Here is a 25050-nt window from a genome sequence, read left to right as displayed (position 1 = left end):
GAAGTACCGCACATGCGCGTGCTCGTCGTCAGCCAGGCGGAGAAGACCCATCTGCTGGGCCTCATCCCGCAGGCGTGGGCTCTGCGCGCCGCCGGGCACGAGGTGCGGGTGGCCAGCCAGCCCGCGCTGGTCCCCGTCGCGGCGCGCACCGGGCTGCCCGCCGTCCAGGTGGGCCGGGACCACCTCTTCCACCAGCTGCTGACCACGTTGAAGGGCCTGGGCTTCGGCGACAGCCGGGGCTTCGACATGACCAGGAGCGATCCGGAGGCGCTGGGCTGGGACTACCTGCTCGACGGCTACCGCGAGTTCGTCCGGCTGTGGTGGCATCCGGTCAACACGCCCATGCTGGACGACCTCACCGACCTGTGCCGCTCGTGGCGCCCCGACCTGGTCCTGTGGGAGCCGACCACCTTCGCCGCGCCGGTGGCGGCCCGGGCCTCGGGCGCGGCGCACGTCCGGGTCCTGTGGGGGCTGGACGTGTTCTCCCGCACCCGCCGCCGGTTCCTGGAGCGCGCCGCCGCGCTGTCCGCCGCCGACCGCGAGGACCCCCTCGCCGACTGGCTGGAGCGCAGCGCCCGGCGCGTGGGCGCCGACTTCTCCGAGGACCTGGTCCGGGGCCAGGCCACCCTGGACCCCTATCCGCCGGGTGTGCGCCTGGACCCCGAGGAGGGCGTGCGCCACATCCCCCTGCGCTACGTGCCCTACAACGGGACCGCGGTGGTGCCCGACTGGCTGCGCTCCCCGGGCGGGCGCAGGCGGGTCTGCCTGACCCTCGGCTCGGCCGTGCCGGAGAAGTTCGACGACCGCTACCGGCTGCCCCTCGCGGAGCTGCTGGAGTCGGTCGCCGGACTGGACGTGGAGGTCGTCGCCACCCTGTCCGCCGAGCAGAGCGCGCGGGCCGGAACCCTGCCGGACAACGTCCGGGTGGTGGAGCACGTGCCGTTGCACGCGCTCATGCCCCACTGCGACGCGGTGGTCCACCACGGGGGAGCCGGGACCTTCTGCACCGCGGTGTTCCACGGTGTCCCGCAGCTCGTCCTCCCCGAGTTCTCCATGGCCCAGTACGTCTTCGACGAACCGCTGCTCGCCGAGCGGATCACCGGGTTGGGGGCGGGCCTCGCGCTGGCGGGGGCCGGGATGACCGGCGGGGAGGTCGCCCTCCAGGTCGGGCGCCTGCTCGACGAGCCCCGCTTCGCCGAGGGCGCGCGCGTGCTCCGCGACAGGGCGCACGGGATGACCAGCCCGGCCGGACTCGTCCCGGTGCTGGAGGAGCTGGCCGCCGAGGGCCGAAGCGCCTGAGAACGGGAACGCCGTGTCCGCTACGGCGGCGGACACGGCGTTCCCGCCGGGGTCACGCCCTGTCGGGCGCCCCCTTCTGCTCACGGATCCTCTCCGCCACGAACCCGGCCAGGTCCTCGAAGCTGCTGCCGGTGAACTCCGACATGTCCTCCAGGAGGGACACGTTGTAGACGTCCTCCAGGGCCAGCACGAGCTGCACGATCGAGAACGAGTCCAGGTCGCTCGTCTGCGAGGGCTCGGGGAGGTCGAACTGGGGCTCGTTCGACGTGAACATCAGGACGGTCATCGCCTGGACCTTGATCTGGGACAGGATCTCGCTCTGGTCTACTGCGGCCATCGTTGCCGAACCTCTTCTCTGGTGTGGTGGGGTGGCGTCCTCAGCCCGCGTCGGGCCCCTGGGAGAGGCGCTGGACGAACTTGGCGCCGTAGCGTTCCCAGCGCTCGCGCTGGATGACGAAGTGGGAGGCGGACTCCAGGCCCGGGGGCCGCCGCGGGGGCTCCGACTCGGTCACCATGGTCGGATGGTCGCGCAGGCCGTTCGCCCGCTCGCCGACGGACCAGAAGCGGACCTCGTCCACCGGCCACGCGCGGAAGGCGCGGTCCACGGTCAGCACCGTGGCCTCCAACGCGATGCCGACGGCGTTGGCCCCCTCGTCCACGACCACGTCCACCTGGACCCACCGCTCCTCCCGGTCCAGGCGCGAGAGCGAACAGAACCCCAGGACGGCGCCGGTGGAGGGGGCGACGGCGAGGAACTGCTCCGCCGCGTCCTCGGCGTCGCGGGGGAGCGGCCTGACGAGGTCGTCCATTCCCGGGAATTCGGGGACGCCCCTCTCCGCCAATGCGCTGACGGCGGCGGCCGCGCCCAGGTTCTCAACCGGTCGGAGCCTGACTCTGCGTGTTTCCACGGTATTTTCTGGCACGCTCTCCTGCCTCAATTTTTTGTCGGTTCGCAGCCGTTCCGTTCCTGCCGTGCGCCGGAAGGGGGAGGATTCCCGAAAACGGGGACGGAGGGAATGGGGGCGTATCGGGGGTTCCCGCCGCCTGTCCCGCCAGCGGGACAGGCGGGGCGGCTCCGGTTACCTTAGCCGCCTGGAGGGCTCCGTTCTGGCAGGTACGGGCGGTTCCGCCCCCGCGGCCGGGCCGCACCGCCCCGGCTCCCGCCGCATCCCGCCAGGTGCGCCCGCCATTCCCCGCCGCGGGGCCGCCGTCAATTTTCCCGGGCTCGGGGAAAGGGGATCTCGGATATGGGAAGGAAGCGGCGGGGCGGGCGCTGTTATCGTGAGACGACCCTGGCACAAAGCCGGGTCGGATCGCGGTGCGGGCCCGGGACGAATGCCTCGGGCAGCCCGGGATTCCTTTCTCCTGAAAGGTGAAGAAATGGCCGTGAGCGACGTTCTCGACCTGCAGTCCCTGGAGGCGGAGACCCTCGTTGAGGAGGGCGCCTTCCTCAACAGCGGTGCCAGCCTCGTGAGCTGCAGCTGACGCCTCCCCACCGGGCGGTGACGGACCGGTCCGCCTGATCCGCCGCCGCCCCCGGAGAAGGGGTGCCGCGTCCGGCCACGCCGGGCGCGGCACCCCGCCGGGGCCCGCCTACCTGGTGACCGCGGCGCGGAAGCGCCAGACGCCCAGCGCCAGGAGGACGGCGGCGTACCCGAGGAGCACTCCCACGTGCGGGAGCACGTCCACGAGTGAGGCCTGGTCGCGGACCAGCGCGCTGAACGCGTCGTAGCCCCAGGCGTGCGGGGTCAGGAACGCGATGGTGGTCATGGTGTCGCCGAAGGACTCCAGCGGGAGCATGGTGCCGCCGAGCGCGCCCGCCCCGAGGCTGATGCCCACCGCCGCCGCCAACGCGCCGCCCTCGGTCCTCGCCAGACTGCCGAGCAGTAGCGAAGCACCGCTGCTGACCAGGCAGAACGCGGTCACCACCAGCGAGGTGGCGAACAGGTTCCCCCACGCGACTCCGAACAGCAGGGCCGACCCGAAGAGGATCAGCAGGGCCTGTGTCAGGGCGATGAGGAACCTGCCCAGCGCCTCGCCGAGGACGATGGACCCCGCCGAGGTGGGGGAGGCGTACAGGCGCCGCAGGACCCCCGAACGCCTGGCCTGGACGATGCCCAGCGACGTCGTCAGCGCCGTGATGAAGGTGTAGAGCAGCAGCAGCGGGGGGGCCGCCAGGCTGTGCGAGGAGACGCCCTCGGGGAACGTGGCCTCACCCGCGGTGACCACCTCCACCCGGACGCCGGACACCTCGGTCTCCTCCGCGTCCGCCAGGCGCTCCTCGAACCCGTCGTCGCGGACGCTCTCCGTGACCCGGGCGGTGCTCAGCAGCGCCGACTCCTGCGCCACCACGGAGCGGACCCAGGTCCCCACGTCCGCGGCGGCCCAGTCGTTGCCGCGTGTGACGAGCTCCAGCTCGACCTGCCCGCCGTCGCGCACCAGGTCCCCGTAGTCGTCCGGGACCACCAGGCCCGCCTGGACGTCCCCGGCCTCCACCAGGTCGCGCATCTCCGTCTCGTCCAGACGCAGGACGTCGATGCGCTCGTCCTCCTCCAGAGCGCCCACGAGGCGCTCGGCGAGCCCTCCGCCGGAAGGCGCGACGACGCCCAGGACCGGTTTCCCCTCCCCGTACATCAGCCCCATCATGAAGACCATCAGGAAGGGGAGCAGCAGGACGAAGAAGATGTTCGTCCGGTCGCGGAAGACGCGGCGTACGTTGAGGACGCCGATGGTCAGCGATTTCATGAGTTCACCATCCGTCCCATACGGAACAGCGCGACGGTCGAGCCGGCGAGGCCGTGCGCGAGCAGGACCGCGCACGGCAGGAGGACCGAGCCGACGCCTCCCGCCGAGAGCTCGCCCAGGCCGAGCAGGAACCACCGGTGGGGGGTCAGGTAGCTGACGACCGCCAGCGCGTTGAGCTGCGAGATCGGGAACAGCGCTCCACCGAACGCTCCGAGCAGCATCGCCAGGACCGAGAGCCAGTTGGCGGCCTGTTCCGAGCTGCGCGCGAAGCTCGCCACGGCGGCGGTGAGCCCGATGACGGCCAGCACGCCCGTGGTGATCAGCGCCGCCGCGCCCAGCGGGTCGCCCCAGTCGGCGCCGAAGAACAGGGTCGTCGCGACGGCCAGGACCGCCATGTTCGCCAGGCCGATGAGCAGTCCGCTGGAGAGCTTCGCGACCAGGATCGCCCCCCGCGGGATCGGGCTGGCCAGGAGGCGCGCCAGGGTCCCGCCCGCCTTCTCGTCGAAGATGCTGGTGACGCTGAACATCGCCGCGAAGAAGACGAAGAAGAACGCCATGGAGGCCGAGTAGTAGGTGGCGGTGCCCAGCTCCCGCCACTCCAGGTCCGCGTCCTCGACCACCGTCAGCGGCGGCGCCGCCGTCTCCGCCTCCTCCAGGAGCCGGGCCGCGGCGGCCGGGTCGGGTTCGGAGTCGAAGCCGGTGGCGATCGCGAGTCGGATGCGGTGGTGCTCGGTGGCGTAGGCGCGGCCGATCTCCCGGGCGATGTGGGTGGCCACGGGGGAGTCGGCGTCGCCGACGACGGTGAGGACCGCGTCCTCGCCCGCCTCCAGCGACTCGGTGAAGTCCTCGGGGATGAGGAAGGCCGCGTCGGCGGCCCCCGCCTCGACCGCCTCGCGCGCCTCGCGCTCGGAACCGGCCTCGGACAGCTCCAGCACCCCGTCGTCCTCCAGGGGGCGCAGCGCCTCGTCGACGAAGCCCTCGCCGAGCGATCCGGAGTCGCCGTCGACGACCACGTACTCCGAGCTCGTCCCCTGGGACGTCCCGTCGCCGAGCAGCATGTTGAAGAAGAAGGCCACCCCGAGCGGCAGGAGCAGCCCGAAGACCAGCAGGCTGCCGTCCCGCAGCCGCTGGCGCACGTCCTTGGCGACGATGGCCGCGGTCATGGAGAGGGCGTTGGTTCCGTTCGCCATGGCTACTCCCGGAGTCCCTTCCCGGTCAGGCGCAGGAAGACGGCTTCCAGATCCGGCTCCTGGACCTCGACCGACCTGATGCCGGCGCCCTCCTGCGTCAGGGTGTCGAGGATGCGGGGCAGGACGTCCCGGGCGTCGGGCGTCAGGAGCCTGATCCGGTTCCCCTCGCAGGTCGCCTCGTCCACGCGGTCCAGCGCGCGCAGGGCGCCGAGCAGCCTCTCGCCGGGGGAGTCCAGGGTGACCAGGACCGTGTCGTCCTCGCCCACCTGGGCGACCAGTTCGCGTTGCGTGCCCTCGGCGCGGATGCGGCCGCCCTCGATGATGCCGACGCGGTCGCAGAGGCGTTCTGCCTCCTCCATGTAGTGCGTCGTGTAGAGCACGGAGACGCCGCCCCGCGTCAGGGCGTCCACGCTCTCCAGGATGGAGTTGCGGCTCTGGGGGTCCACGCCGACCGTCGGTTCGTCGAGGATGAGGAGTCTCGGGTTGTTGAGCAGTCCGAGGCCGATATTGAGCCTTCGGGCCATTCCTCCGGAGAATTTGGATACGGCCTCACCGGCGCGCTCGGAGAGGCCGACTGTTTCCAGGACCTCCTCCGTCCGGCTGCGCGCCTGTGAGGAGGAGAGCCCGTACATGCGCGCGAAGAAACGCAGATTGTCGCGTGCGCTGAGGTCGTGGTAGAGGGCGAGTTCCTGGGGGACGAACCCGATGAGGGACTTGCTTTTCCTGTTCGTGACGCTGTGCTCGACGCCGTCCACGAGGATCGTTCCGGCGTCCCGGCTCAGGATGCCGGTGATCATGCCGATCGTGGTGGACTTGCCCGCTCCGTTGGGTCCCAGCAGGCCGTAGGTCTCCCCCTCGTCGATAAAGAAGCTGACGTCGTCGACCGCCAGGTTCTTCCCATATCTCTTGCTCACTCCTTGGACTTCCAGGATGGGCACGGGCCCTCCTCGCTCCTCTGTGCCTTCGCGGTCCGCCGGGCGGTCGGCTGTTTCGCGCGTTCCTCCCCGACGCGGCCGCGCCCTTTCCGCGCCGCCTTTTCTCCGTGGCGTTCCGCGGTCCGGGCCAGTGAACCACAGAAAGTGTCCGTTTATGTTCCGGTTGTTTTCGATGTGGCGTTTCGGCCTGGTTTCATTTGCTTCGGAATGCGGGCCGGCGCGCGGTGAGGGTGTGGGCGAGGTCGGCGGGGGTGGGCATGGCGTCCATGCGTGCGCGCAGGGCGCGGGCGGCGCTTGTGTGGCGGGGGTCTTCGAGGAGGGCGCGTACGCCGGCGGTGACGGTGGCGGCGTCCATGCGGTCGGGGTCCACGACCAGCGCCGCGCCCTCGGCCGCGACCGACGAGGCCAGCAGGGGTTCGTCGAAGGTGGGCCGGGGCGAGACGAGCTGCGGGACCCCGTGGGCCAGACCGGTCAGGACGGTGCCCGTCCCGCCGTGGGTGATCATGGCGGCGCAGGTGGGGGCCAGGGCGTGCAGGGGCACGTACTCGACCAGGCGGGCGTTGCCGGGGACGGCGCCGAGCTTGGCCTGCTCACTGGCGGGCAGGGTGGCCACCACCTCCACGTCCAGCTCGGCCAGACCCTCCAGAACCGTGGCCACGTCCACCCCGAACCTGCCCAGCCACGCCGCCGTGCTGGTGCCCAGACACAGGGCCACCCGGGGGCGGGTGGGGGGTGTGCGCAGCCATTCGGGGACGACGGCGCGTCCGTTGTAGGGCACGTAGCGCACCGGCAGGTACTCCAGGTGCGCGGGCGTGTCCACCCGCAGGGACGCGGGGACCTGCTCGACGGTGGCCTGGCCGTGGACCAGGGTCTCGGAGAAGTCCACGCCGTACCGGGCCGCCCTGGTCCCCAGCCACGCGGCCAGGGGGTCCTCCCGCCGTGAGGCGGGCTGTTCGCCCATCCGCGCCAGGAAGCGCGCGCGTACGGCGCCGAACACGTCCGCGCCCCAGGGATAGCGCACGTGCGCGGCCCCGCAGGCCTCGGCGGCGATCGCCCCGGAGAAGGTGATGGGCTCCCACACGACCAGGTCGGGGCGCCACTCGCGGCAGAGGGCGACCAGGTCGTCGACCATGGGGTCGTTGACCATCCGCCACCACCAGGTGACGACCTGCCGGTACTCCTCCAGGGTCTCCTCCCAGGAGCCCTCCGGCCCGCCCCGGCCGTACACGGAGAAGAGGGGGACGCCTCCCCGCATCCCGTCGAAGGAGGACCGGGCGGTGAGATGGCGCCAGAACCCGTGGTCGCGCCCCACCGCGACGAACGGCACGCCCGTCTCCCGCACCACGGGCTCCAGCGCGGGCTGGCTGGCCACCCGCACCTCGTGCCCGGCGGCGCGCAGCGCCCACGCCAGGGGCACCAGGCTCAGGAAGTTCGTCTTCTCGGCGAGGGACGCCACGACGACGCGCACGGTCGCTCTCCTGGGGGTCGTTGGTCGGTGGGGGCACCGAGGTGTGGAGGGCGCGGAGCGGGGGCCGCTCCGGCGGAAGCGCCATGTCTACCAGCTCCGGGCGAGGGGGCGGAGGCGGCGCGTGCGCGGTCCGGCGCCGACCGGGGTTGGACGGGCCGACGCGTCCTCCCCTAGTCTTCCGACGCGTTTCGAGGAGGGGACGGGACATGCGTGTGCTCTTGGCCGCGGCCGCGGAGAAGCCGCACTTCCTCGGCATGGTCCCGTTGGCGTGGGCGCTGCGCGCCGCGGGCCACGAGGTGCGGGTGGCCAGCCAGCCCGCGCTGGAGCCCGTCGCGGCGGGGGCGGGCCTGCCCTTCACCGCCGTCGGCAGGGACCACGCCTTCTGGCGCACGATGAAGGCCTTCGACCTCCACGACACCCTCGACGACGTCCCGCTGTTCGGCCGCGTCACCGACCCCTACGAGCGGGTTCCCTGGGAGTACCTGCTGGAGGGCTACCGCCGTGTGGTGCCGTGGTGGTGGCGGATGGTCAACGACCCCATGGTCGACGACCTGGTCGCCCTCTGCCGCGAGTGGCGTCCCGAGCTGGTGGTCTGGGGTTCGGTGAGCTTCTCCGGGGCGATCGCCGCCGAGGCGTGCGGGGCCGCGCACGTGCGCTACCTGTGGGGGGCCGACATCTTCGCCCGCACCCGCGCGCGCTTCCTGGCGCGGATGGGCGAACAGCCCGCCTCACAGCGGGAGGACCCCCTGGCCGCGTGGCTGGGGACCAGGGCGGCCCGGTACGGCGTGGACTTCTCCGAGACCCTGGTCCACGGCCAGGCCACCGTCGAGCAGGTCCCCGCGTCCCTGCGGGTGGACACGCCCGCGCACCTGGAGTACCTGCCGGTGCGCTACGTGCCCTACAACGGACGCGCCGTCGTCCCCCACTGGCTGCGCACACCCCCCACCCGCCCCCGGGTCTGCGTCACCCTGGGCACCACCCTCATGGGCCAGGACCGGGGCGGGGACGTGTTCCGGGACCTCCTGGAGGGTCTGGCCGAGCTGGACGTGGAGGTCGTGGCCACCCTGCCCGCCCGCGAACAGGCCAAGCTCGGCACCGTCCCCGGCAACGCCCGCCTGGTCGAGTACGTCCCCCTGCACGCCCTGGCCCCCACCTGCGCCGCCATGGTCGACCACGGGGGGTGGGGGACCGTGCTCACGGGACTGGACGCGGGCGTGCCGCAGGTCATCGTCCCCAGCTGGTTCGACGATCCGATGCTCGCCGACATGCTCGCCGCGCGGGACGCGGCCGTCTCCGTCCCCCACCGGACCATGACCGCCGGGGACGTCAGCACGGCGGTCTCCCGGCTTCTGGAGGACCCCGCCCTGGCCCGGGGCACCGCGCGCGTGCGCGAGGCGATGCGCGCGATGCCCTCTCCGGCCGACCTCGCCGACGCGCTCGTCCGCCGGGCGGGGGGCTGACACCCGGCGCGCACGCGCTCAGACCGGGGAGTGGGCGGCGGCCTCGCGGACGCGTTCGACCAGGCCGGCGAGGGCCAGGACCGGCGCCGTGTCCACGGCCGCCCGCCCCCGCACACCGTCCGCGAACGCCGTCAACAGGTTGCGGAACTGGTGGTCGGCCTCCAGGGACAGGTCCTCGGCCCCCTCGTCCGTGCGCAGTTCCAGGGTGGGGCGCAGCGTCTCGGGCGGTGTGAAGGCCCGGTCCAGCCGCAGGGTCCCCTTCTCCCCCCAGACGGTGTAGGTGTTGCGGTAGTGCATCCCGAAGCCGAACCCGAGCTGCACCGCCACCCCGCCCGGACCCGAGAGCAGCACCGAACCCCGCGTGTCCACCCCCGTGTCCGGCGCGTGGTCCAGGAAGGCGCCGCGCACGCGGAGGTCGTCACCCAACAGGAACTGGGCCAGGCCCAGCGGGTACACGCCCACGTCGAGCAGCGCGCCGCCGCCCAGCGCCGGGTCGTGCCTGATGTCCCCCGGAGCGCGCGCCGGCACGCCGAACTCGCACATCAGCGCGCGCGTGCGCCCCGCCGCGCCGTGTTGCAGCAGCCGCCTCAGCTCGTGGTGCTGGGAGTGGTGCCGGAAGGCGAAGTTCTCCATGACGGTCAGACCGCGCCGACCGGCCTCGGCGACCAGCTCGGCCGAGGTCCGCCCACCGACGGTCAGGGGCTTCTCGGACAGGACGTGGAGCCCGGCCTCCAGGGCCCGGCCCACCCATTCGTGCCGCAGCCCCACCGGGAGCGGCATGTACACGGCGTCCAGGTCCGGACGCGCGAGCAGGTCGGCGTAGCCGGTGACGGCCTCGCAGCCGAAGCGCTCGGCGAACCCGCGCGCCTTGGCGGGGTCGCGGCTGGCCACGGCGACGAGCTCCACCGAGGGCGTCACCGCCACGGCGGGCAGAACGCGCCTCCAGGCGATGTCGGCGCAGCCGACCAGTCCGAGCCGTACCGGCGCTCCCGTACCCCCGAGCGTCGAGGACACACGACCTCCCTCGTGTCGACCGCTGCCGAGACACCGGTGGCGGCGGCAGCCGGCCACGGACTCGGCGCGGCCATACTGCCAGAGCCGCGGCGGGCGGGGCGCCGCCGTCCGCGCCGGAGGGGGGACCCCCTCCTGGCGGGGGTGGTGCCGCGCGGCGCTTCCCCTATTCTTTCGGCGCTGTACCCGGGCCCGGAGGCCGGGAGGGTCCGGTGTCCGCGGAAGCGGTCGGAGGGGTCCGCTCCCGTCCGGGCCGCGAGCCCAGGAGGGAAGTACCACGTATGGCGACGAGTGACGAGGCGGCGGCGGTTCTCGATGCGGTCCGTGAGCACCACCGGTCCACCCGCACCGAACGCGAGTTCGTTCCGGGTGTGACGGAGATCTGGCCCTCCGGGGCGGTCCTGGACGAGGAGGACAGGGTGGCCCTGGTCGCGGCCGCCCTCGACATGCGCATCGCGGCGGGCCCCAGCGCACGCCGCTTCGAGTCCGCGTTCGCCCGCAGGCTCGGAAGGCGCAAGGCCCACCTCACGAACTCCGGCTCCTCGGCCAACCTGCTCGCGCTGTCCTCCCTGACCTCGCACCTGCTGGAGGACCAGCGGCTGCGCCCCGGCGACGAGGTCGTCACGGTCGCCGCCGGGTTCCCGACGACCGTCAACCCGATCCTCCAGAACGGGCTCGTGCCCGTGTTCGTGGACATCGAGCTGCGCACGTACAACACCACGGTCGAAAGGGTGGAACGGGCCATCGGCCCCCGTACCCGGGCGATCATGATCGCCCACGCGCTGGGCAACCCGTTCGAGGCGCGGGAGATGGCGCGCCTGGCGGAGGAGCGCGACCTGTTCCTGATCGAGGACAACTGCGACGCCGTGGGCTCCCTCTACGACGGGCAGGTGACGGGCTCCTTCGGCGACCTGTCGACGGTCAGCTTCTACCCGGCGCACCACCTCACCATGGGCGAGGGCGGCTGCGTGCTCACGTCCAACCTCATGCTGGCCCGTGTGGTGGAGTCCATGCGCGACTGGGGGCGGGACTGCTGGTGCGAGCCCGGTGAGAGCGACACCTGCCGCAAGCGCTTCAGCTACCAGCTCGGGACCCTGCCCCCCGGCTACGACCACAAGTACACGTTCTCCCACGTGGGCTACAACCTGAAGGGGACCGACCTCCAGGCGGCGCTCGGGCTGAGCCAGCTCGACAAGCTCGACTCCTTCGGCGAGGCCCGGCGCCGCAACTGGCGCCGGATGCGGGAGGGGCTGGACGGGCTTCCGGGCCTGATCCTGCCGGAGGCCACGCCCAACAGCGATCCGAGCTGGTTCGGCTTCGTGGTCACCGTGGACCCCGGGGCGCCGTTCGACCGGGCCGAGCTGGTCCACTTCCTGGAGTCCCGGCGGATCGGCACCCGCCTGCTCTTCGCGGGCAACCTGACCCGGCACCCCGCCTACCTGGACCGGCCGCACCGCGTGTCCGGAGAGCTGGAGAACAGCGACATCGCCACGGAGCGGACCTTCTGGACCGGGGTCTACCCCGGGCTCACGGACGAGATGATCGACTACGTGGTCTCCTCGGTCACCGAGTTCGTCAAGGAGCGGCACAAGGGCGTCTTCTGACGCGGTGCCGTGCACCCCGGCCGCCGTCTCGGCGGCCGGGGTTTCCTCATTTTTCGGGGTATTCGCATGACTTTTTGCTGTTATCCGGGGCTTTGGTCTCGGGTCGGCGCACCTCCTCCCCGGGGCGGAGACACGGGGCGGTGCGGCCCCGGACGCGGGTGACCGCGCCGCAGGCGTCGTGTCGGGTGGGTCAGGGAGAAACGCAGGTGGAAGCGGGTCCGTTTCCCGGAACGCGGGCATTCGCGCCCCTCCTTCGGGTGGGTGCCTCCTTTGCGCGACCCCCCACCCCGGGGGCGGGGGGTCGTCCCGCGGAAGGCCGTGAATTCGTCCTGAAGGAGGAAGGGAAAATGGTCCGCGTGAATGAAGACCGCTGCGCGGCCGGAGCCTAATGTGTATTTCACACCAGGCGTTACCGACAAAACGGTCGCCCTGAGTCGAGAAAGGCATTCCCCATGGCCACTTCCGCCAGCAGCCGCCCCGAGATCAACCTCGACGTCGACGCCGAGACCTTCGAGACCCCGGGCTCGGGCCAGTCCGTCGAGAACAGCGGCGCCGAGGCCCCCGGCCCGATCACCTTCGGCACCACCTGCTGGGGCACCCCCTGCCCGAGCGCCAACACCATCTCCTGCTAGGGGGTGGACCCGCAGTCCCCACAGAGGCCGTGGGCGGCACTCGGCCGTCCGTAACGGTGGAACCCCGTCCCTGATCCACCGCGGCCCGGCACGACCACGCCCGGGGCGGCGGTCGCCCGGCGACCGCCGCCCCGCGGCGCATCCACAGGTGTTTTCCGTACCTTCCGCGAGCGCGGCGCCGCGGGCGCGGACCCGGCCGAGGAGGCAGTCCCCCATGCACGACGACACAGCGCAGGACCGCGAGGAGACGCCGCTGGACGCCGCGCCGCCGCTGGGCCTGCTGGAGTACCTCGACCTGACCGAGGGCCGACCCGTCCGGGACAAGCGCGACACCGCCTTCGCCTCGGCCCTGCTCGCAGAGCGGCTGGGCTACAGCCGCGTCTGGCTGCCCGAGCACCACGCCTCCGGCGTGCCCAGCACCAACCCGCTGCTGCTGGCCGCCGTCCTGGGCAGCCACACCCGGCGCGTGCGGGTGGGCACCGCCGTCACGCTGTCCAGGATCCGCGACCCCCACCTGACCGCCGAGGACGTCGCCGCCGCCGCGCACTTCTGTCCCGACCGCCTCGACGTCGGGTTCGGCCGGGGCGACGTGAGCGGGGGAGCGGCCGAGGACCTGGCCCACCTGCGCGAGCGCGGTGAGGACGTCGGCGCCGTCATCGACGCGACCGTCGCCCTCCTGCGCGGGGGCGCGGAGTGGATCGATCCGGTGGACACCGGGTTCCAGCTCTGGTCGCACGGCGCCGGGAACCGCTCCGCCGAGATCGCGGCCAGGACCGGCACCCACTACTGCCACGCCCTGTTCTTCAACACCGACGTGGACGCCTGCGTCAGCACGCTCAGGGCCTACCGGGCGGCCCATCCCGGCGGGCGCACGGCCGTGGCCCTGGCCCTGGTCGCCAACGACGACCCCGCCACGGCGCGCGCCGACAGCCTGCGCCAGGGCGTGCGGGTCAACTGCGCGGGCACGGCCGACCAGTGCGCCGAAGCGGTCCACCGCGTCCTGGCCATCACCGGCGCCGACGAGGCGGTCGTCACCGAGCTGTCCAGCGATCCCGAGGACCACCTGCGCGCCGTGGAGGAGGTCTTCGCCGCCGTGCGCCGCCGCGCGGCCTCCCCCGCCGGGGCCGCGGCCCCTCCCGTCGGAACCGTCCCCGCCGGGAACGCCGTACCCACCGGCGACACCGCGCGCTCCGACGGGGCCGTCCCCTCCGCGACCGCCGCCACGGGGAGCGGTGCCCGGTGAGCGGGCCGGACTTCGGCCTGGTCCGCGTCCCCCTGCTCAGCGTCGAGGAGTCCGCCCGCATGGTCGCCGCGGGCGACGTCCACGACCCCGTCGCCGCCATGGCCGTCGACCTGGCCGCCGACCCCCACCTGCGCACCGCGTCCGCGTCCGAGGAGCGCGCCCGCGCCACCCTGCTGCGCTACCTCGCGCGCATGGGCGGGCGCGCCACCCCCTACGGGCTGTTCGCCGGAACCGCGCCGCTGTCGGTCGGGGACCGCCGCGACCTGGAGGCCGACCGGCGCGACCAACACCGCGTGCGGGTACGCGTGGACGTGCGCGCCCTGGAGGAGACGGTCGCCGACGCCCTCGCCGACGCCGACCCCGACCACGTCCCCCTGCGGCTCAACCCCCTGGCCGGCGTCGGTCCCTCCGCCGTGCGCTTCGCCGCTCCGGGCGACGCCACCGCGGCCGTGGTGAGCGTTCGGCGCACCGAGGCCATCGACACCGCCCTGGAGGTCCTCGGCGGCGCCGAGATGAGCGCCGCCGACCTCGCCGAAGCGCTCTCCGAGCGGCTGCCCGGCGTGGAGCCCGACCGCCTGCGCGCCTTCGTGCGCGGACTGAGGGACAGGGGCCTGCTCCAGCCCTCCGACGGCCTGATCGCCCCCGGTGACGAGCCCGCCGACCGGGCCGTGCGCCTCCTGGACGCCGTCGGCGACCGTGACCGGGCCGCCGCCGTGCGCGTCCTGCTGGCCGACGCCGCAGGGGAGCGCCCCTTCGAGCCGGGGCTGCGCGACCGTCTCGACACCGCCTGGGACCGAGCCGCCGACCACGCGCCCGCCCTGGCCCGGACCAGGTACGCCGAACGCTTCGACCTGCACCCCGAACTCGCCATGCGCGCCGCCAGCCTGGACCGGCGCACCGTCGCCGACCTGCGCTCCGCCGTGCGCCGCCTCACCGCCCTCTCCTCCCCCGGCGGCGGCCCAGGCTTCGACATGGCCTCCTTCCGCGCCGCCTTCGCCCAGCGCTTCGAGGACGCCGAGGTGCCGCTGCTGAGCGCGCTGGACCTGGAGTCGGGCGTGCTGCGGCCCGCTCGGCGCGGCGCCTCCGAACTCGCCGCCAGGGCGGGCCTGCGCGCCGGTTCCCGCCCCGCCGAACCCACCGTCAACCCCGAGCTGCTCGACCTGCTCGGACGCTGGACCGCCGACGGCGGCCACCTCGACGGCGGCTCCGTGGACATCGCCCACCTGCCCGAGTCCGACACCGACGGCTCCCGCGCGCTGCTGGCCGTCCTGCTCGGCGACGCCGACCCCTCCTCCCACGACGGACCGCACAGCATGCTCGTCGGCGGGGTCGGCCGCGCCCCCCACGCCCTGGTGGCCCGGTTCGGCCTCCACCGCCCCGCCGTCGCCGACCGCGTCCGGGAGCAGGTCGACCGCGCCCGCGGGCGGCACGGAGCCGCGGACCCCGCGCGGAACCCCCTCCACGCCGAACTCGTCTACCACCCGGGCGGACGCATCGGCAACGTCCTGGTGCGCCCCCGCGTGCTGGACGAGACCATCGCCCTGACCGGCGCCCACGCGGGCACCCTGCACCTGGACCGGCTGCTCCTGCGCCTGTGCCCGGACGGCTTCCGCCTGCGCGACGCCCGCACCGGCCGACCCGTCCTCGTGGAGCTCAACACCGCCCACAACGTCGACTTCCACGGCCTGGACCCGGTCTACGCGGTGCTGGGCCACCTGGCCACGTCCGGCGGAGCGGGCTGGTCGTGGGGCCCGCTGGCCCGTCTGCCCCACCTGCCCCGCGTCACCTGCGGCCGGGTCGTGGTCACCCCCGAGCGCTGGCTGCTGCGCCCCGGGGACGTCGCCGCGGTCCTGTCCGCGCCCTCCCCGGCCGCCGCGCTGCGCGATCGCCTGCCCGGCCTGGGCGGGCGCACCTGGGTGGGCACCGGCGAGTACGACCACGTGCTCCCCGTGGACCTGCGCGAGGACGCCTCGGTGCGCGCCGCCCTGGCACGCGCCGGCGAACGCGACACCGCTTTCGTGGAGATGCCCCAGGCCGAGGCGCCCGCCGTGCGCGGCCCCGGCGGGGGCCACGTCGCCGAGGTGGTCGTGCCCACCGGGCCCGTCCTGCGCGAGCCGCCCGGCACCGGCGCGGGGACGGCCGTCCTGGACCGCGGACACGGCCGGGCCTGGATCTACGCGCGCCTGTACTGCGGGCACGCCACCGCCGACCAGGTGGTGGCGCGCGCCCACCGGCTCTCCTCGGACCTGCGCGCCGCCGGTGAGGCCGACCAGTGGTTCTTCCTCCGCTACCAGGACGGGGACGGCTACCACGTGCGGGTGCGGGTCCGCCCGGCCGAACCCGCCGCGCGGCCCGGCGTGCTGACCGCCGTGGACGCCCTCGGGGCCCGGCTGGCCGCCGAGGGCCTGGTCAGCAGGGTCGTCCTGGACGAGTACGTGCCCGAGGTGGCGCGCTACGGCGGCACAGAGGGCCTGCGGGCGGCCGAGGGGCTGTTCACCGCCTCCAGCGACCGCGTCGCCGCCGCGCTGCCGGAGCTGGCCGACGAGTCGGCCCGCCTCTACCGGGCGGTCGCCGACGTCACCCACTGGTGCACCGAGCTGTTCGCCGCCTTCGACGAGCGCGAGGAGTTCCTGCGCGCGTGCCAGGGCGGTCTGGACGTGGCCCCCACCCGCGAGGGCAACCGCCTCGGCAAGTTCGCCCGCACGCACGAGGCCGCCCTGCGCGCCCACCTGGAGGGGGTCCGCTCCGACGAGGGCGTGGCCAAGGCCCTGGGCGCGCTGGCCGCCGCGCTGGAGCCCGGGACCGGGACCCGCGACCGGTGGTCGGTGTTCGGGTCGGCGCTGCACCTGCACCTGAACCGGACCTTCGCCTTCGACGCGGTGCGCATGGAGTACCTGGCGCACGAACTCGCCCGGCGCCACCTGCGCCGTCTGCACGCACTGGAGGGCAGGAAACGATGAACGACGCGGACACACTGGACCTGGCGCGACGGTTCCTGGACGACATGGACGCCCAGGTGCGCGAGAACCCCACGTTCCCGCTGCTGCTGGACCAGGCCGTGGCCCGGATGGAGTTCGCCCGAGCCCTCGGCGAGGACCACCGCGCGGAGGACGCCTTCCACGAGGCGATGGGCCTGCTGCGCTCCGGCGGCGGCACCGGCCCCTGGCTCTACCGGGGCGCCGCCCAGGCCGGGTGGACCGCGCTCCGGCTCGCCCGGGAGCGCGGCACCGAGCCGTCCGGACTGGGCGCCGTGGACGACGCCGTCCTGCGGTGGATCGCCGACTACCCCGCCGAGGGCGAGGTCGACCTGCCCATGGGCGTGCTGGGCCTGGGCGCCTACGCCCTGGCCCACCCCGACGCCGGGTTCCGCGACAAGGCCACCTCCGGCGTCCTGGACGTGGTCGAGGAGCGCGCCGAACGCGACGGCGACGGCCTGTTCCTGCGCCTGGGCGACTCCCCGGCGCGCCGCGCCGACCAGTCCGCGGGCTGCCGGGTGCTCGGCGCCGCCCACGGCACCGCCGGACTGGTGTCCTACCTCGCCTCGGCCGCCGGGACGGCCGCCGCCCCGCGCGCACGCCCGCTGCTCGACGACTCCGTGCGCTGGCTGCGCGCCCAGCGCGGCGACTTCTCCCACGCCGTCTTCCCGCACCGCGTCGAGACGCGCTACACGCCCGCCCGCGCCACCTGGTGCTCGGGGGACCCCGGTATCGCCCTGGCGCTGACCGCGGCCGCCGGGGTCACCGGGGACCCGCGCGACGCCGACCTGGCCCGCGCCACCGCTTCGGCGGTCGCCACCCGGCCCGAGCGGGACTGCGGGATCACGGACGGGTGCGTGTGCCACGGCGCCGCCGGACTGGTCTGGTTCGGCCGCCGAGCCCACGACGACCACGGCCTGCCCGAGGGGCTGGAGTGCGTCCGGCGCTGGACCGGCTGGCTCGCCGAGCGGCGCGCCGAAGGGCCGCTGACCTACTTCAACCCCGCCGGGATGATCCGCGACGCCTCCTTCCTCGAAGGGGACGCGGGCGTGGCCCTGGCACTGCTGTACGCGGCCACCGGGGCGCGGCCCGCGTGGGAGCAGCTCGTCCTGGCGCGCCCCGTCACACCGGAGGTCTGATGCCCGGCTCCCCGCCGACCGAAGCGCCCGCAGCCCGGGGCCGCCACTGGGTCCTGCGGCTGCTGTCCGCCTGCCGCCGCCACCCGGGGCTGGCCGCGGGGGTGGCCGCGGCGGCCGTCCTGGGGACCGGGCTGACCGCGCTGGCCCCGCTGGCCGCCCAGATCGCCGTGGACGACGCGGTCCAGGGGCGCACGGACCGGATCGGCGTGCTCGCCCTCGCCCTGCTGGGAGCCGCCGCGCTCCAGTTCGCCGGGGCGTTCGCCCGCCAGTTCCTGTCCGGCAAGCTGGCCCTGGGCGTCCAGCACGACCTGCGCACGGCCGTGTTCGACTCGGTCCAGCGTCTCGACGGCGGCAAACAGGACACCCTGCGCACCGGCCAGGTGATGTCGCGCGCGGGCACCGACCTGCAACTGGTCCAGGGGCTGCTGGCCACCGCGCCGCAGGCCCTGGGCGGCCTCGTGCTCATCGTGTTCGCCTTCTCCGCGATGCTGTGGCTCTCCCCCGTGCTCACCGTCGTGGCCGCGGCCGTCGTGGTCTCCTTCGTCGTGGTGACGGCGCGCGTGAGCAGGCGCATGCCGCCCGCGACCATGGCCGTGCAGCGCCGCACCGCCGAGATCGCCCAGCACGTCGAGGAGACCGTGACCGGCGTCCGCGTCGTCAAGGCCTTCGGGCAGGAGGAGCGCGAGACCCGGCGTCTGGCCGACCTCGCCGCCCGCCTGTTCGGCGAGCGCATGCGGGTGGCCCGCATGCAGGCGGCCCCCAGCGCCACCCTCGGCGTGCTGCCCTACCTCGGCCAGGCCGCGGTGCTGGTGGTCGGCGCGTGGCTGGTCGCGCGCGGCGAGGTGTCCCTGGGCGCCCTCGTCGCCTTCTCCGGGTACATGGTCACCCTCACCGCGCCGTCGGCGTCCCTGTCCAACCTGGTCATGAGCGCCCAGCTCGTGCGGCCCGCGGCCCTGCGCGTGTTCGACCTCGCCGACTCCCGCCCCGACGTCACCGACGCGCCCGACGCCGCCGACGTGCCCGAGGGGCCGGTCGGCGTGGAGCTGGACGGCGTGCGCTTCGGCTACACCCGCGACTCCACCGTGCTCGACGGGCTGTCCCTGAGCGTGCGCCCGGGCGAGACCCTGGCGCTGGTCGGCCCCTCCGGGTCGGGCAAGTCCACCGTCTCGCTGCTGCTGCCGCGCTTCTACGACACCACCGGCGGCGCCGTGCGGATCGGCCCTCCCGGCGGCGCGGTGGACGTGCGCTCGCTTCGCCTACGCTCGCTGCGCGCCGCGGTCGGCGTGGCCTTCGAGGAGCCGTTCCTGTTCTCCGGCTCGGTCGCCGACAACATCGCGTACGGACGCCCGCACGCCACCCGCGAGCAGGTCCGCGCGGCGGCCCGCGCCGCCGGGGCCGACGGCTTCGTCTGCGCGCTCCCCGACGGCTACGACACCCCCGTGGGCGAGCGCGGCCTGACCCTGTCCGGCGGCCAGCGCCAGCGCGTGGCCCTGGCCCGCACGCTCCTGGGCGACCCCCGCGTCCTGGTGCTGGACGACGCCACCTCGGCCGTGGACGCCTCCACCGAGGCCGCCATGGTCGCCACGCTCGCCGACGTCACCGCCGACCGCACCGTCCTGCTCGTGGCCCACCGCAGGTCCACCCTCGCCCTCGCCGACCGGATCGCGGTGCTCGACGGCGGCCGGGTGGTGGACGTGGGCACCGAGGCGGAACTGACCCGGCGCTGCCCGCTCTTCGCGCGGCTGTGCGCCGGGGACGGGGGCGGCGTCGAGGAACCGGCCCCGGCCCCCGGGGGCGGCGGCTCCCCCCTGTGGCCCGAACCCGTGCCGGAGGCGGCCGACCCCGACGAGGCCGCGCTGCCCGCCGCCGACGACCGCCCCGCCGAGCGCCTGGACCGCACGCCGCCGGAGGAGCCCGGAACGCGCTTCGGCGTCCGCCGGGTGCTGGCCCCCGTCCGGGCACTGCTGGCCCTCGCCGTCCTGCTGGTCCTGGCCGACGCCCTGGCCACCACCGCCCTGCCCGTCGTGCTGCGCTGGGGCCTGGACCGGGGCGTCGCCCCCGGCGACGCGGGCGTGGTCGCGGCCGTGGGCGCGGCGGCCCTGGCCCTGGTGGCGGTCAACTGGTGGGTCCTGGCCCTCCAGCCCCGCGTGGTCACCCGGACCGGGGAGAGCGCCCTGTACGCCCTGCGCCTGCGCGTCTTCCGGCACCTGCACCGGCTCGGCGTGGACTTCCACGAGCGCGAGCGCGGCGGCGGGACCATGACCCGCATGACCACCGACGTCACCGCGCTGTCCACGTTCGTGGAGAGCGGGCTGACCATCGTCGTGGTCAACGGCGCCACCGTGCTGGGGATGGTCGTGGCGATGCTGGTGCTGGACCCGGGCCTGGCCCTGGTCGCCCTGGCGGTCCTGCCGGTGCTGCTCGCCGCGACCCTGTACTTCCGCCGCTGCGTGTCGCTGGCCTACCACCTGTCCCGGGAGCGGATCGGGGAGGTCAACGCCGACCTCCAGGAACAGGTGGCGGGGGCCCGCGAGTCCCAGGCGGCCGGGGCCGAGGACGGCGCGAGCGAGCGCTTCGCCGCCCTGTCCGACCGCTACCGCAGGACCAGGCTGACCGCCCAGCGCCACATCGCCCTGTACTTCCCGTTCGTCACCCTGCTCGGGGACGTGTCCACCGCCGCCGTCCTCGGTGCGGGCGCGTACCGGGTGGCGGAGGGCACCCTGTCGGTGGGCGTCCTGACCGCGTTCCTGCTCTACCTGGGGATGTTCTACGCCCCGTTCCAGCAGCTGTCGGTGGTCTTCGACAGCTACCAGCAGGCGCGCGTGGGCGTGGACCGCATCGGCGGACTGCTGCGCACGCCGCCCACCGCCGCGGCCTCCCGGCGCGCGGTCCCCGCACCGGTCCGGCGGGGCGGCGGCCGGGTGCGCCTGGAGGGGGTCGGCTTCGCCTACCCCGGCGCGGGCGGGCCCGCCCTGGCCGACGTCACCCTGTCCGCCGACCCGGGTGAGACCGTGGCGCTGGTCGGCGAGACCGGCGCCGGGAAGTCCACCGTGGTCAGGCTCATCGCCCGCTTCCACGACCCCGACCGGGGCGCGGTCCTGGTGGACGGGACGGACGTGCGCGACCTCGACCCGGCCGAGCACCGGCGCAGACTCGGGGTGGTCCCCCAGGAGCCCCACCTGTTCACCGGGACCGTCGCCGACAACGTGCGCTACGGACGCCCCGGGGCCGGCGACCGCGAGGTGGAGGAGGCCGTGCGCGCGGTCGGCGCCCTGGACGCCGTGTCGGCCCTGCCCCGGGGGCTGCGCCATCCGGTCGGCGAGCGCGGGCGCGGCCTGTCCACCGGGCAGCGCCAACTCGTCGCGCTGGCGCGGGCGCAGCTGGTGGACCCCGACGTGCTGCTGCTGGACGAGCCCTCCGCGGGGCTGGACCCGGGCACCGAGCGCGCCGTGCTGACGGCGATGGAACGCCTGTCCCGGGGGAGGACGACCTTCGTGGTCACCCACAGCCTGGCGACGGCCGCCCGCGCGGACCGGATCGCGGTGCTCGACGGCGGCCGGGTGGTCGAGACGGGCACGCACGCGGAGCTGTCGGCGTCGGGGGGCGCCTACGCCCGGTTGTGGCGGAGCAGCGGGGCGGGGCCCGTGCCGGTCTGAGACCGGGAGGCCCCGCCCGGCGCGGATGCTCCGCCGTCCCGTGGTGTCACCGGCGGGCGCGATCCGGGATCCCGATCGGTGTGGACCCCGCCACCTGGCGGTGCTGCGGGCGCCGCCCCGGGGCCCCGGCCCGGCGCGGGAGCCTCAGTTCCCGGTCCGGGCGCCCCGGTGCTCCGGCATCCGGAAGTAGATCATCGGGTTGTCCGTGCTGGTGCGCACGGGCTCGCCCAGCCCCAGCTCCTCCCGCAGCTCCAGGAGGGCGGTGTAGGGCGCGGGGGCCTTCTTGCGGGAGGGGGTGAAGAAGTCCGTGCCGTTCTCGCGCAGCCACGACAGCACCACGGCGCCCTCGGTGAAGGGCAGGGCGCGCTTGCCGTGGAAGACGTCGTGGACGCTGACCGGCGTTCCCGGGGCCACGCGCGGGAACAGCGACTCCAGGTACCACCTGGCGAACCGGCCGTTGTGCGCGGCGTCCACGAACAGGTACCCGATCCCCTCGGGGACCTGGGACATGTTCTCGCGGATGTCGCCCTTGTGGAACTCCCACCGCCCCAGGGACAGCTCGGAGGGCACGTTCGCCACCACGTTGTCCACGATGTCGAAGGAGTGCAGCGTCCCCCCGCCGTTGTCGCGCAGCGCGGACAGGATCCACGTGGTGGACCAGCCGTGGAAGGTCCCCAGCTCCATCACCGTGTCCGGCCGCGTCTCGCGCAGCAGCAGGTAGGTGATCTCCGCCTCCAGGTCGTCCAGCTGCGGCGTCATCCGCCCGCGCGTGCGGCGGAGGAACTCGCGCTGCGCGTCCCGGACCTTCGCCAGGGGGTCCCGGTACCTGCGGTACAGGTCCCCGATCAGCGCCAGGTCGATGTCTCCCATACCGTCCCCACTCCAGTGTCGCTCGATGGTCGCTCTGCGTGAACGCGCGCTTCAACCTACCCGCGACCCGGGGCCCCACACCGCTTCACGACGCCCTTCGCGGCGCGATTCCCGGACATTCTCGCGCATCCTCCTCCCCAGGTAGGAGGTTCCGTCGTCCGGACGGCTCCGGCCGGTCCGCGGGAGGGGCGCGTATTTCCTCCTCCGGACCGAAGCGCCGTGAGCGGGGCCGACCTAGGGTCGGGAGCGTCGGCAGGGAAGAGGGGACCGCCGGGACCCGCCCGGCACGCGACGGGGAGGACCGATGGCCGCCACCGGCGGGACGGGCACGACGGCCCGGACGGACGCGAGCACCGCCTCCGGCGTCCTGGACGCGGCCCTGGCCTGGCTCACCGACCACGCGGAGTGGTTCGGGCCGCGCTGGGACGACCACTTCCCGCCGCGCGACTTCGCCGGGGCCACCGTCATGGAGCTGCTCATGCTCTGCCGCCTCCTGCGCCGGACGGATCCGGCCCCGCCCGGAGCCGCGGGACTGGAGCGCGCCGCCGCGGAGCTGGCCCGGGACGCGGTCGCCGCGACCGCCCCCGGCGGGGAGGGCGAGAACCCGCCCTACCGGCTGTGGACGGCGGCGCTGCTCGCCGACCTGGGCCGTCCGGCGGACGGGCCCCTCGCCGACGCGCGGGCCCTGGCCGAGCGGCGGCCCCCGCGGCCCCCCGGCGCCGGGGCCTCGCCGGTCCTGGCCCTGGAACTGCGCCACATCCTCGACCTGGCCGGGCTCGCCGCCCCCGCGGACCTGCCCGGCACCGCGCCGCTCTACGACGCCTGCGTGGCCGAGCACGCGGGCGGCACCGGCGAGTACGACGCCTACGGGGTCACCCACGCCGTCCTGTACGCCACCGACTTCGGGGCCCGGCCGCTGCCGGGGGACGCCGCGCGCATGGGGCGCGTGCTCGACGGCCTGCTGCGCGCCTACCTGGACGAGGACCATCTGGACCTGACCGCCGAACTGCTCCTGTGCGCGCGGATCGCCGGAGGGGTGCCGTCCGCGCTGGAGCGGCGGGCCTGGGACCGGCTGGCCCGGGCCCAGCGCCCCGACGGCTCCCTGCCCGGTCCGCCCTTCGACGCCGGGGTCCTGGCCGGGCGCACGGGGGAGCGGGCCACCGCCTACGTCTTCCGCACCTGCTACCACACGACCCTGGTCACCGCGATGGCCGCCGCCCACGCCGGGGCGTCCGCGCGCCCGTGAGCGCGGGTCCCGCGACGAGAGGAGCACGTCCATGGCCGACGCCCCGACACCGTCGGCGTGCCCCGTGAGCCTGCCCACCGCACGCGAGCACGCCCTGGACCCGCCGCCCCGCTTCGCCGAACTGCGTGAGAGGTCGCCGATCACCCGGCTGGCCCTGCCCGACGGGACGCGGGGGTGGCTCGTGACCGACTACGAGTTGGCCTGCGACGTCCTGGTGGACCAGCGCTTCAGCGCGCGGCAGGACATCCGCGTCCCGCCGCCGGGGCAGGCCCCGGCGCCTCCCGCGGCGCCCGGCTTCTTCGTGCGGATGGACGCGCCCGAGCACACCCGCTACCGCAGGCGCCTGGCCGGGCAGTTCACCCGGCGGCGGATGCTCCTGCTGGAGTCGCGCATCGGGGAGATCGCCGAGGAGCACGTGGAGCGCATGCTCTCGGCGGGCGCGCCCGCCGACCTGGTGACCGACTACGCCCTGCCCGTGCCGTCGCTGGTCATCTGCGAGCTGCTCGGTGTGCCCTACGGGGAGCGCGAGCGGTTCCAGCGCGACACGGCGGTCGCCTTCGACGTGGGACAGCCCCGGGAACGGGTCTCGGCGGCGCTCGCCGACCTCAACGCCTTCCTGGCCGACCTGGTGCGCCGCAAGCGCCGCGAACCGGGGGAGGACCTGCTCAGCGGGTTGCTGGACGCCCCGGACCTGACGGACGAGGAGGTCGCGGCGATGGCCTTCCTGCTGCTGGTCGCCGGGCACGAGACGACGGCGAGCATGCTCGCCCTGGGCGCGTTCGCCCTGCTCACCCATCCCGGACCGTGGCGCGGGGCGCTCACCGCTACCGACCCGAAGCCGATGACGCGGCTGGTGGACGAGCTGCTGCGCTATCTGACGATCATGCAGTTCGGGGCGATGCGGGTGGCCCGCGAGGACCTGGAGGTGCGCGGGGAGCGCGTCCGGGCGGGGGAGGCGGTCGTGGTCTCCCTGGCCGCCGCCAACCGCGACCCGCGGGCCTTTCCCGGCCCCGACGTGCTCGACCCGGGGCGGGAGCGCCCCATGCACCTGGCCTTCGGCCTGGGCGCCCACCACTGCCTGGGCCACCAGCTGGCCCGGACGGAACTGCGGCTGGGGTACGGCACGCTGTTCCGGCGGATACCGGACCTGCGCCTGGCCGTCCCGCCGAACAGCGTTCGTATGCGCGACAGCTCCGCGGTCTACGGGGTGCACTCCCTTCCGGTCGCCTGGGGCGAGTGAGGAGCCGGCCTTCAGGGACGGGATTCCAAAAAGAGGGGAATTCCCCGTCCGATACCCACGGCGATCTCCTATGGAAAAGGAAATGGTTACGGGTTGAAGCCGTCGGGCACGGCGGGGCCTGCTTGGACGCGTTTGTCCGCAGAACGGGGAAATGAGGATCCCGGCGCAATGCTCGGACCTCGGTGATCGGCGGACACGGGCCGTGACCGTTTTTTCGGTTTTATTCTCCGATGGCCACATGCGGCCACGGGCGAAGGGTTTGTCCGTAGGGGATCGGGGATTTAAGAACGGCTGGCTTCTTTCCAATGGACAACCCCGGGTTCCCCCGCCCCCACAC

At 74.4% G+C, this 25050-nt stretch carries 19 protein-coding genes; 11 read left to right on the top strand and 8 right to left on the bottom strand.

Annotated features, from left to right (window positions below; genetic code table 11):
- Positions 1–12 precede the first annotated feature (12 nt).
- A complete protein-coding gene (locus NDAS_RS23240) occupies positions 13–1299 on the top strand; it encodes an activator-dependent family glycosyltransferase (protein ID WP_013155700.1) in 1287 nt (428 codons plus the stop codon).
- A 52-nt stretch (positions 1300–1351) separates the two neighbouring features.
- On the opposite strand, the gene NDAS_RS23235 is transcribed toward NDAS_RS23240, so the two are convergent.
- Positions 1352–1636, bottom strand: coding sequence for a hypothetical protein (locus NDAS_RS23235; protein WP_013155699.1), 285 nt, complete (start codon positions 1634–1636; stop codon positions 1352–1354).
- 40 nt (positions 1637–1676) lie between these two features.
- Positions 1677–2108 carry a GNAT family N-acetyltransferase gene (locus tag NDAS_RS23230; protein ID WP_117199594.1) on the bottom strand — a complete coding sequence of 144 codons (432 nt, stop codon included), beginning with the start codon at positions 2106–2108 and terminating at the stop codon, positions 1677–1679.
- Positions 2109–2679: 571 nt separating this feature from the next.
- Here NDAS_RS23230 and NDAS_RS28395 point away from each other — a divergent pair.
- The gene (locus tag NDAS_RS28395) at positions 2680–2784 is read left to right on the top strand and encodes a hypothetical protein (RefSeq protein ID WP_013155697.1); all 105 of its coding nucleotides are present in this window, start codon (positions 2680–2682) and stop codon (positions 2782–2784) included.
- A gap of 108 nt (positions 2785–2892) precedes the next feature.
- Here NDAS_RS28395 and NDAS_RS23225 read toward each other — a convergent pair whose 3' ends face one another.
- The 4 genes from NDAS_RS23225 to NDAS_RS23210 all read right to left on the bottom strand — a co-directional run bounded on the left by NDAS_RS23225 (position 2893) and on the right by NDAS_RS23210 (position 7637).
- Positions 2893–4044, bottom strand: a complete 1152-nt coding sequence (locus NDAS_RS23225; RefSeq protein ID WP_013155696.1) for an ABC transporter permease — start codon at positions 4042–4044, stop codon at positions 2893–2895.
- A complete protein-coding gene (locus NDAS_RS23220) occupies positions 4041–5234 on the bottom strand; it encodes an ABC transporter permease (RefSeq protein WP_013155695.1) in 1194 nt (397 codons plus the stop codon). Before NDAS_RS23220 ends, NDAS_RS23225 begins: the two co-directional genes overlap by 4 nt.
- 2 nt (positions 5235–5236) lie before the next feature.
- Entirely contained in the window at positions 5237–6172 is a 936-nt protein-coding gene (locus NDAS_RS23215) for an ABC transporter ATP-binding protein (protein WP_013155694.1), read from the bottom strand.
- A 190-nt stretch (positions 6173–6362) separates the two neighbouring features.
- A complete protein-coding gene (locus tag NDAS_RS23210; protein ID WP_013155693.1) occupies positions 6363–7637 on the bottom strand; it encodes an activator-dependent family glycosyltransferase in 1275 nt (424 codons plus the stop codon).
- 206 nt (positions 7638–7843) lie between these two features.
- On the opposite strand from NDAS_RS23210, the gene NDAS_RS23205 reads away from it, so the two are divergent.
- A complete protein-coding gene (locus NDAS_RS23205; protein ID WP_013155692.1) occupies positions 7844–9097 on the top strand; it encodes an activator-dependent family glycosyltransferase in 1254 nt (417 codons plus the stop codon).
- An 18-nt stretch (positions 9098–9115) separates the two neighbouring features.
- Here the strand turns inward: NDAS_RS23205 and NDAS_RS23200 are convergent, their stop codons facing one another.
- A complete protein-coding gene (locus NDAS_RS23200) occupies positions 9116–10111 on the bottom strand; it encodes a Gfo/Idh/MocA family protein (RefSeq protein ID WP_013155691.1) in 996 nt (331 codons plus the stop codon).
- A 278-nt stretch (positions 10112–10389) separates the two neighbouring features.
- Between NDAS_RS23200 and rfbH the strand changes: the two genes are divergently transcribed.
- The 6 genes from rfbH to NDAS_RS23170 all read left to right on the top strand — a co-directional run bounded on the left by rfbH (position 10390) and on the right by NDAS_RS23170 (position 21357).
- Entirely contained in the window at positions 10390–11712 is a 1323-nt protein-coding gene (rfbH, locus tag NDAS_RS23195) for a lipopolysaccharide biosynthesis protein RfbH (protein ID WP_013155690.1), read from the top strand.
- Between the two features lie 452 nt (positions 11713–12164).
- Positions 12165–12344 carry a hypothetical protein gene (locus NDAS_RS23190; RefSeq protein ID WP_013155689.1) on the top strand — a complete coding sequence of 60 codons (180 nt, stop codon included), beginning with the start codon at positions 12165–12167 and terminating at the stop codon, positions 12342–12344.
- A 214-nt stretch (positions 12345–12558) separates the two neighbouring features.
- Positions 12559–13587, top strand: a complete 1029-nt coding sequence (locus tag NDAS_RS29605; RefSeq protein ID WP_013155688.1) for an LLM class flavin-dependent oxidoreductase — start codon at positions 12559–12561, stop codon at positions 13585–13587.
- Positions 13584–16547, top strand: a complete 2964-nt coding sequence (locus NDAS_RS23180; RefSeq protein WP_013155687.1) for a lantibiotic dehydratase — start codon at positions 13584–13586, stop codon at positions 16545–16547. Before NDAS_RS29605 ends, NDAS_RS23180 begins: the two co-directional genes overlap by 4 nt.
- On the top strand, positions 16544–17701 hold the full coding sequence (locus NDAS_RS23175) for a lanthionine synthetase C family protein (protein WP_013155686.1): 1158 nt from the start codon (positions 16544–16546) through the stop codon (positions 17699–17701). The genes NDAS_RS23180 and NDAS_RS23175 overlap by 4 nt, the downstream gene beginning before the upstream one ends.
- Positions 17701–21357, top strand: a complete 3657-nt coding sequence (locus tag NDAS_RS23170) for an ABC transporter ATP-binding protein (RefSeq protein WP_013155685.1) — start codon at positions 17701–17703, stop codon at positions 21355–21357. Before NDAS_RS23175 ends, NDAS_RS23170 begins: the two co-directional genes overlap by 1 nt.
- A gap of 144 nt (positions 21358–21501) precedes the next feature.
- On the opposite strand, the gene NDAS_RS23165 is transcribed toward NDAS_RS23170, so the two are convergent.
- The gene (locus NDAS_RS23165) at positions 21502–22227 is read right to left on the bottom strand and encodes a class I SAM-dependent methyltransferase (RefSeq protein WP_013155684.1); all 726 of its coding nucleotides are present in this window, start codon (positions 22225–22227) and stop codon (positions 21502–21504) included.
- Positions 22228–22531: 304 nt separating this feature from the next.
- Between NDAS_RS23165 and NDAS_RS23160 the strand changes: the two genes are divergently transcribed.
- Together NDAS_RS23160 and NDAS_RS23155 are read left to right on the top strand one after the other, a co-directional pair.
- Positions 22532–23473 carry a DUF6895 family protein gene (locus tag NDAS_RS23160; protein ID WP_013155683.1) on the top strand — a complete coding sequence of 314 codons (942 nt, stop codon included), beginning with the start codon at positions 22532–22534 and terminating at the stop codon, positions 23471–23473.
- A gap of 31 nt (positions 23474–23504) precedes the next feature.
- On the top strand, positions 23505–24713 hold the full coding sequence (locus NDAS_RS23155; RefSeq protein ID WP_013155682.1) for a cytochrome P450: 1209 nt from the start codon (positions 23505–23507) through the stop codon (positions 24711–24713).
- Positions 24714–25050: the final 337 nt, after the last annotated feature.

The sequence above is a fragment of the Nocardiopsis dassonvillei subsp. dassonvillei DSM 43111 genome (assembly GCF_000092985.1).
GTDB lineage: Bacteria > Actinomycetota > Actinomycetes > Streptosporangiales > Streptosporangiaceae > Nocardiopsis > Nocardiopsis dassonvillei.
This window is presented reverse-complemented; position numbering and strand designations above follow the sequence as displayed.

Excerpts from the sequence above, each read along its gene's own strand:
- NDAS_RS23190 (WP_013155689.1), top strand. The coding sequence starts at position 12,165 with ATGGCCACTTCCGCCAGCAGCCGCCCCGAGATCAACCTCGACGTCGAC.
- NDAS_RS23155 (WP_013155682.1), top strand. The coding sequence starts at position 23,505 with ATGGCCGACGCCCCGACACCGTCGGCGTGCCCCGTGAGCCTGCCCACC.
- NDAS_RS29605 (WP_013155688.1), top strand. The coding sequence starts at position 12,559 with ATGCACGACGACACAGCGCAGGACCGCGAGGAGACGCCGCTGGACGCC.
- NDAS_RS23165 (WP_013155684.1), bottom strand. The coding sequence starts at position 22,227 with ATGGGAGACATCGACCTGGCGCTGATCGGGGACCTGTACCGCAGGTAC.
- NDAS_RS23225 (WP_013155696.1), bottom strand. The coding sequence starts at position 4,044 with ATGAAATCGCTGACCATCGGCGTCCTCAACGTACGCCGCGTCTTCCGC.
- NDAS_RS23235 (WP_013155699.1), bottom strand. The coding sequence starts at position 1,636 with ATGGCCGCAGTAGACCAGAGCGAGATCCTGTCCCAGATCAAGGTCCAG.
- NDAS_RS23175 (WP_013155686.1), top strand. The coding sequence starts at position 16,544 with ATGAACGACGCGGACACACTGGACCTGGCGCGACGGTTCCTGGACGAC.
- rfbH (WP_013155690.1), top strand. The coding sequence starts at position 10,390 with ATGGCGACGAGTGACGAGGCGGCGGCGGTTCTCGATGCGGTCCGTGAG.
- NDAS_RS23240 (WP_013155700.1), top strand. The coding sequence starts at position 13 with ATGCGCGTGCTCGTCGTCAGCCAGGCGGAGAAGACCCATCTGCTGGGC.
- NDAS_RS23230 (WP_117199594.1), bottom strand. The coding sequence starts at position 2,108 with ATGGACGACCTCGTCAGGCCGCTCCCCCGCGACGCCGAGGACGCGGCG.
- NDAS_RS28395 (WP_013155697.1), top strand. The coding sequence starts at position 2,680 with ATGGCCGTGAGCGACGTTCTCGACCTGCAGTCCCTGGAGGCGGAGACC.
- NDAS_RS23160 (WP_013155683.1), top strand. The coding sequence starts at position 22,532 with ATGGCCGCCACCGGCGGGACGGGCACGACGGCCCGGACGGACGCGAGC.
- NDAS_RS23205 (WP_013155692.1), top strand. The coding sequence starts at position 7,844 with ATGCGTGTGCTCTTGGCCGCGGCCGCGGAGAAGCCGCACTTCCTCGGC.
- NDAS_RS23220 (WP_013155695.1), bottom strand. The coding sequence starts at position 5,234 with ATGGCGAACGGAACCAACGCCCTCTCCATGACCGCGGCCATCGTCGCC.
- NDAS_RS23170 (WP_013155685.1), top strand. The coding sequence starts at position 17,701 with ATGCCCGGCTCCCCGCCGACCGAAGCGCCCGCAGCCCGGGGCCGCCAC.